The organism is Bifidobacterium jacchi (assembly GCF_009078285.1).
GTDB classification, from domain to species: Bacteria; Actinomycetota; Actinomycetes; order Actinomycetales; family Bifidobacteriaceae; genus Bifidobacterium; species Bifidobacterium jacchi.
Window position 1 is genome coordinate 25,738 of the sequence record NZ_RQSP01000007.1, and the last position, 7,900, is coordinate 33,637.

Annotated in this window: 4 protein-coding genes; 1 reads left to right on the forward strand and 3 read right to left on the reverse strand. The window is 63.3% G+C overall.

The features are described 5' to 3' along the window. Positions 1–987, forward strand: a 987-nt coding sequence (locus tag EHS19_RS03345) for a prolyl oligopeptidase family serine peptidase (RefSeq protein WP_151916413.1), incomplete at its 5' end; no start/stop codon positions are given. Positions 988–1,384: 397 nt separating this feature from the next. Here EHS19_RS03345 and EHS19_RS03350 read toward each other — a convergent pair. The 3 genes from EHS19_RS03350 to EHS19_RS03360 all read right to left on the reverse strand — a co-directional run bounded on the left by EHS19_RS03350 (position 1,385) and on the right by EHS19_RS03360 (position 7,794). Then, positions 1,385–2,443 (reverse strand): alpha/beta fold hydrolase, encoded by a 1,059-nt coding sequence (locus tag EHS19_RS03350; protein ID WP_151916384.1) that lies wholly within the window; start codon positions 2,441–2,443, stop codon positions 1,385–1,387. 123 nt (positions 2,444–2,566) lie between these two features. After that, positions 2,567–4,891: a YhgE/Pip domain-containing protein gene (locus tag EHS19_RS03355; RefSeq protein ID WP_151916385.1), complete on the reverse strand. Its 2,325-nt coding sequence runs from the start codon at positions 4,889–4,891 to the stop codon at positions 2,567–2,569. Next, positions 4,888–7,794: a YhgE/Pip domain-containing protein gene (locus EHS19_RS03360; RefSeq protein ID WP_175578269.1), complete on the reverse strand. Its 2,907-nt coding sequence runs from the start codon at positions 7,792–7,794 to the stop codon at positions 4,888–4,890. Before EHS19_RS03360 ends, EHS19_RS03355 begins: the two co-directional genes overlap by 4 nt. Positions 7,795–7,900 lie beyond the last annotated feature (106 nt).

Sequence of the window (7,900 nt, forward strand, 5' to 3'; positions counted from 1 at the left end):
CCCGACGCCGCGCTGATCGCCAACCATGCGGCAACCCCCGGCTTCACACCGAACGTGACATTCACGCGACTCGGCGAACACAGACTGTACACCGCGATCATCGCGCCGAGCGCCGATAGCCCGTACGCGCACGCCAACAAGCTGCCCGTGCTGATGAAGCCGTACGGCGGCCCCGGATTCCAGCAGGTCGTCGCATCGCAGGCCTACTACTGGGACGCGCAGTGGTGGGCGGATCAGGGATTCCTGGTCGTCACCGCCGACGGACGCGGCACCACCGGACGCGGCCCGCGTTGGGATCGTGCGATCTTCGAGAATATGAAGGACGTGACGCTCGCCGATCAGGTCGAGGCGGTACGCGCGCTGCCGGGCGCGATCGCGGCGATCAATGTGGCGCGGGCCGGTGTCGCAGCGGCTGCGGCAGCTTCCGTTGCGGCTGATGCCAGCGTAGCCAACGTAGCCTGCGCAACCGGCACAGTCAGCGCAACCGGCGACAGCACGGCTGATGACGATTCGATTGCTGCGGGCACGGTTGATGACGCCGCTTGCCGCCAGCTTCCGATGCCGGATCTCGACAAGGTGTGCATGATCGGCTGGTCGTATGGCGGATTCCTGTCCGCGCTGGCGGTGCTGGACGCGCCGAATGTGTTCGCGGCCGCATGCGCCGGTGCGCCGCCCACCGACTGGACGCTGTACGACACGCATTACACCGAACGGTATCTGGGACTTGACCCGGCGGTCTACGAGCGCAATTCGATCATTGCGGACGCGCCGAAGCTGCGCCGACCGCTGATGCTGATTCATGGATTCGCCGACGACAACGTGACGATCGCACATTCGCTGCGGCTCAGTCAGGCGCTGATGGCCGCAGGGCGCCCGCACACGTTCCTGCCGCTCACCGGCATCACCCACATGACCAACGACGAGACCGTCGCCGAAAACCTCCTGCTGCTGCAGCGCGCCTTCCTGCGCAACGCGCTGGAAGCATAAGCACAGCTTACGAGCGCGGTTGGCTATGCAGCGAGCTGTGCGAGCGCCGCCAACACGCGGGAAGCCGGGAGAACAGTACAGCGTACTGTTCTCCCGGCTTCCCGGACGACAGTCCGGCCGGTTGGCTACGTAGAGAGCTGTCTCACCAACAAACGATCCGGCTCATCTCGGCTCGAAGCCCTTACTCTGCGACACATATCTTGCAGTTGTGTGTACCGCCAGGCGAGTGCACGCCGACAAGGCCTCGAGGCAGCAATCCCACAATCGTTGCAATTCCGCCGTTCCTCGATACCAAAGAAACGACGGAAGCTGCCCGTTTTTCCCCGATCGCCAACCAGCGGTACACACAACTGCAAGATGCATCGCAAAACAAGCCAGATCCACGTCCCAAGCTGCGTCACATGAGCTGCGGCAGCTCAGGCGAGTCGAAGAAATCAAGAATCCGGCGCAGGTACGGGTCGAGAATCGCGTTCGGCATGCTGAAGATCTCGTGCAGCGAATCGTCGAACCTGACGAGCGTCGCGTCGCCGCCGCTGTTGTTGACCGCGGCAATAAAGCGATTCTGCGGCTCGTTGAGCACCCACACGTCGCGTCCAGCCTGAAACATCAGAATCGGCGTCTCGATGTTCGCACACGCCTCCGGCCTTTGAATCGCGCGCGACATGCGCACCGCCTGACACACCCAGGAGAACGTGGCGGCATAGGTCTGCTGACGCGCATCATCGATGCGCTGCTGCTGGAACCAGCGCACGCGCGCCTCGCTCGCCCCTGGATGATCGTCCATGTTCAGTTCGGACGTGAATTCGCTTTGTCCGAACACCTTATGCCGTCCGAGTCCGATGCAGCAGAACAGTTCGGCGAGCACGCCCGCAAGCCAGTTCGGCATACCGGTCGCCGGCGCGACCATCGGGCACGACAGCACGGCCTTGTCGAACAGCGTTGGGTGCTGTTCCAGCACGCCGATGCCGATCGCGCCGCCCATCGAATGACAGAACAGGTTGAGTGGCATGCCGTCCGCGTACCGCTTGCCGACCGTATCGGAGAATTTCGCCAGATCGGCCACATACCGCCGCCAATCGTCGATCCACACCAACGATGGATTGCCGACGTCACGCGCCGAATAGCCGTGCCCGCGATGCTCGAAGACGCATACCGAATAGCCGGCGAGCAGGAAATACCACACCATCTCCGCATATTTCGCGGCGAATTCCGTAAAGCCATGCGACACGACGATCGCGCCGCGGAAGACAGCGGTCGCATCATTGATGCGCAATGCGTCGAATTTCGCGGCGTCGTAGCACACGTAGTGCAGTTTCCCGGGAACCGCCGGATCGAGAAGATCATCGCTCTGCGCCGGTTCCATCCAACCCTCGACGCGGCACTGGGCAAGGGCGGGCAGCACCTTGCCGTTCATTTCCTCGGCATATCGATGTTCGTCGATCAGTGGAAGCACCATATGGCCCATTGTAACCTCCGTACCGTTGTGGAACGCTGCTGCGGGTACGCCCGCTTCCGCCATCGGCCGCGCGCTCGCGCTTGATCACACCACGCGTCAGCCAAGCGCGCTCGCCGCGCGCGATCACATCACGACCGTGCTCTCCAGATTGCGGATGATCCAGTCATTGAGCCGAATCACCGGCTTGCGCAGCACCAATCCGAGCAGCAGCGACGGGATGATGAACAACGCCAGCTTGCCCATCGACACCCAGTATTCGGCACCATACGAGCCGGCCATCGCCGAATGCATCGCGTCGACCGCATACGGGAACAGCAGCCACTTGCTGACCGCTTGGAAGAACGGCGGCAGCGTCTCAATCGGGAACGTGCCGCCCGAGCCGGCGACCTGCATGACCAGCAGCACCACCGAAATCGCCTTGCCGATCGCGCCGAACGACACGGTGAGCGTGTACACCAGCAGCGAGAACACCAGCGAGGTGAGCCAGCCGGTCAGCAGGAACAGCAGCGGATGCTCGCACTGCACGCCGAGATAGAACAGGTCGCCCAGGCACACGAGCGTGGCCTGCAGCAGCGCCAGCGAACCGAAGATCAAGTAGCGCCCGAAATACTCCTGATAGAGGTGCAGGCCGAAGCGCCGCGCATTGCCGGGGGATTCGGGACGCGGCTTGTTGAGCACGTCGAGCATGGCGGCCGGGCCGATCGTGCGCCCGGCGGCGAGCGCCTCGCGCATGCCCATCGGCTCACCGAGCGGCAGTCTCTCGCCAAGGCCGAGAATCTGCGCCTTCTGACGATCCGAGATGACGACCGTCATCATGGCGACGAGCACGATCGACCCGACCCATAGGCACAGCACCGTGTAGAACGGGGTCATCGCCGAACCGTAGTTGGCGGCCGGATACATGGCGATGCGGTCCACGCCGACCGGCGCGCTGAGCATGGTGGCGATGGTGGTCGGATCGGCGGAGGTGATCTGCGACAGGCTCGACATGTCGCCATTGGCCGCGCCGGACAGCCGCGAGGTCAGATCGTCGAGCTTGTCGGCGGAGGCGTTGAGCTCCTTCGCGGCCTCGCCCAGCGTCTTCTGCATGTCGCCGAGGCTGTCGGTCAGGTCGCCGTTGAGGTCGGACAGTCCGTTCGAGGTGGCGTCGAGCCCGGCGATGACCGTGTCGGTCTGAGCGATCACGTCGTCGAGCGAACCGGTGAGCGCGTCGAGCTGCGGCTTGAGGTTCTTGCGATAGTCGTTCGCGACCTGTTCCACCGATGCGCGCGCGTCGGCGATCTCCTTTTTGAGATCCTTGCGGCTTTGCTCGATGCTGGTTTTGCCGCTGTTGATGTCGGACACGGTTTTCGAGATGGACGAGGCCACGCCGTCGAGCTTGTCGTGCACCGACTGCGCCCGGTCGGCGGCCCTGTTGAGCGCGTTTTTTACGACGGACAGCGTGGCCTTGCCGGCCAGATCGCGCAATGTGGCCGCGTAGCCGGCATAGGCGTCGGCATGGCCGGCAATCTGATCGTGCAGCGAGTTGAGTAGTTTGACGACCTGATCGCTCTGCGTGCCGGCGTCGCCGAACGCCTTGTCGATCTTCGCGCTGATGCCGTCGTACGCCTTGACTGACTGGTCGAGTCCGTTGGCGATGCTGCTCGACGCGGCGGCGATCGTCTTATCGAGACGATTCGCACCGTCGGTGCCCTGCTGGATGATCGTCTTCGCCGACTTCGCCGAGTCGCCGGCCGTGGCGATCAGCTTGTCGGTCGAATCGATGATCTTGCTGGTCGCGCCGAGCAGTCCGGCGTAGGCGTCGGCCTGGGTCGCGGCGGCGCGCAGATCGGATGACATCGTGTCGATGTGCGCGGTCGCGTTCGTCACGTACTGCTTCATCTGCGGGCTTTGCGCGTACGTCATCATGTTGGACGTCAGATCAAGAGCCACCTCGCTGAGCGTTTTGGTGAACGTCTGGTCGATGGTCGTGGCGACGGTGGTCGCGCCGGCATCGGTGACGTGCGGCGCGATCGGGTTGATTTTCTCGTTGAGATAGTATTCGATCTGCGCGTGGGTGATCTTGTCGGAGAACAGGGTCATCATGTCGGCGCTGAAACTATGCGGAATCACCAGCGCGGCATAGTATTCGCCCGAGTTGACGCCGTCGACGGCCTTGTCCTTGTCGACGAACTGCCAGTCGAGATCATGGTTGGCGCGCAGTGCGCTCGTCACGTTTTCGCCGATGTTGATGCGGATCGGGATGAGATCCGACTTATAGCCCTTGTCGGTGTTGGCGACGGCGACCTTGAGCGCCTTGGTGTTGTCGTACGGGTCCCAGCTCGCCGCGATGTTGTACCAGGCGTAGAGCGCGGGGACGATCACCAGGCCCATCGACACGATGATCGCGACCACGTTGCGCGTGGCGTGGCTTACGTCACGGGCGAAGATCCTCCAGATGTTCCTCATCGTGCGCCTCCTCTCCAGTTGGGCATGTCGTCTCCCCAGTTGGGCATGTCGTCGTTGCGGGCAGCCAGCGGCGGCAGCTGCTGGGTCGTCTCCCCGTCGTTCGGCTCGGGCGCAAGGGCAGGCTGAGGTTCAGGTTCGGGCGCAGGCGCAGGCTGAGGCGCAACGGCAGCAGACGAAGCCGCCGCAATCGGCTGCATCACCGTCGTAGCCTCCCCTCCGGCGGCAGCCGCAACGTCAGCAGCCGCAGTACCATTCGCATTCGCAGTCGCAACGGCAGCAACGGAGGCTCCCGCAGCAGCATCCGCGCCGAATCGGCTGAACAGCTGCTGCAATCCGCTGCGCCGCGGCTGGCCGTGCTTGCCGACGTATCCGTTCATGATCGCGTCGCGGAACTGGTCGGCGGTCATCGCGCTCGCGCCCAGCTGGCGCGCGTAGCGATCGCGCATGTATTCGACGACGATCAGATACGTATCGATCACAATGATCGACGCGATCCACAACGACAGCATCGTGATCTTCGCCGGAATCGCGAACAGCAGAATCAGGAAGATGAACGGCAGTACGATCAGCAGCGCCAGACCGCTGCGAATCAGCTGCGGATAGCGGGCGAAGAAGCGATGCGCCCGTCGCTTGACCACATCGCGGAACTCGCCGGAATCGGAGAATTCGCCGAATACGGATGCCAGCGACAGCCGCTCGCTTTCGATGCTGCCATGCTCGGTGATCATCAGATCGGTGTCGCCCAGACGACGATCGAACAGCGCGTTGAGATTGAGCGCGTACCGCCGCACGATCAGCCCGACGAACCACGCCGCCGGCAGATACAGCGCCAAATGCCCCATATTCACCCAATAATCGTTGCCGTACACGCCGGCGATCGCGCCACGCATCGCATTGATGCCATAGGTGAACGGCAGCCACGGATACAGATTGCGGAAGAAGTCCGGCATCATCTCGATCGGATACAGGCCCGACGCGCCAGGAATCTGCATGATCACCAGAATCACGGCCACCGCCTTGCCGATATGCCGGAACGCAACCGCCAGCGCATAAATGATGTTCACATAGACGAACGAGCAGAACACGCCGGCGAGAACCAGCAGCAGCGGATGCTCGCACTGGATGCCCAGCACCAGATCGCCGACCATCGCGATCACCGCCTGCATGAAGCCAACGAGCACGAACAGCAGCCAGCGGCCCAGATACGCCTGCGTGACGCTCATGCGGCGGATGCCTTCGCGATCGACCTCCAGCTTGTAGATGGCGATGAGCACGAAACCGCCCACCCACAGCGCAAGATTCGAGTAGAACGGGGTGACAGCCGAACCGTAGTTGGCGGTGGGATACACCACCTTCGTGGTGAGCGCGACCGGCGAGCTCATGAACTGGCCGATGCTGGAGCGGTTCTTGTCGAGCGCGTCGAGCACCTTGCCGAACTGCGCGGAGCTGTCGAGTGAGGCGACATCGGTGCGCACCGTGTCCAGCTGGCCGATCAGCGATTTGAGGGAGCGGTCGGTGCCGGACAGCGTTGTCTTCGCCTGATCGATCGTGTCGGACAGCTGAGTGAGCAGCGAATCCGACTGGTCGATCGTGCCCGACAGCGATTCGAGCGTGCCCGACATCGTGCCGCTCATCATCGCGAAGCTGTTGAGCGAGCCGTTCAGGCCGGGCAGCACGGTGCCGGTGAGTGTGGCGCGCGCGGAGCCGATGGCGCTCAGGCCCGAGTCGGTGCCGTCGGTGACAGCGTCGCTGAGATTGGTGACCGCGTCCTTGCCCGAGTCGATGAATGTGTTCGAGCCCTTCCGGAAGTCCTCGACCTGCTTCTGCTGCTCGCTCACCTTGGCGTCGATCTGATCGATCTGCGCCCAGATCGCCTGCCCGATCGGGTCGTCGCGGCTGATGCCCGCTTCGTTCATCGCGGTTTTCAGATCGTCGACGAGCGCCGCCGCCTGGTCGATCGGCCGCTGATAGGCGTCGATGACCGAGTTGACCGAGTTCTGCGCGGCGGAAAGCTTGTCGACGACGAGCCCGGAGGAGGTGTTGACGCGCACGCCGATGTTCGACAGCTTCACGCTGGCGGTGTCGAGTGCGGCGGTGGACGTTTCGGAGAATTGCTGCGTGGCGCTTTGCGCCTGGGCGAGCAGCTTCGCCGACCGCTTCGACGCCTTTGCGGCGGCGTCGACCTGTTTGCGCAGCGCGGCGAGCGTGCGCTTCGCGTCGGCGATCGTCCGGTCGGTGGTGCGCAGGGTGCCTTGGATGTCGGATATCGAGCCGCGCACCTTGTCGATCTTGCCGATCACGTCGTTGAGATTCGTGACGATGTCGGTTTTCGACTGCTGGGTCTTGTCCTGCACGATCTTGCCGGATTTCGTGAGCGCTTCGACGACCGCGTCGCTGACGGTCGCCACGAAGGTCGAGTTGATCTGCGAATCGATCGTGGTGGCGCCGGTGTCGGTGATCTTCGGCGCGATCGCGTTCTTCTTCTCGTTGACGTAGTACTTGATCTTCGGTCGTTCGCCGGAGCCGGTGACCGAGTTGACCAGATTCGCGCTGAAATCGCTCGGCAGCACGATCGCCGCATAGTATTCGCCCGACTGCACGCCCTGCAAGGCATCCTCGGCATCGACGAACGTCCACCCGAGCTGATCGTTCTTCTTGAGCTGTTCGACGACCTGCTCGCCGGCGCTGAGTTTGCCGGTCAGATCGGAATCGGTGCCCTTGTCCTCGTTGGCGACGGCGACCTTAAGGTTGCCGGTCGCCGAATACGGGTCCCAGTTGGCGAGGATGTTGAACCATGCGTACAGCGAGGGGATCACCGCCACGCCAAGCGTCACCACCACTGCGACCGGGTTGCGCAGAATACGCTTGAAATCGCGTGTGAAGATACGCCATATCGTGCGCACGATGACTCCTTTGCTGCGATTGCCGCTGCCGTGTTTGTGCTTCGTGGGGCGCGGCGGCTGGGTTGTTGGTGGTTGGTGGCCGGGGTTGTGGGTCGGTTGGGGCGGG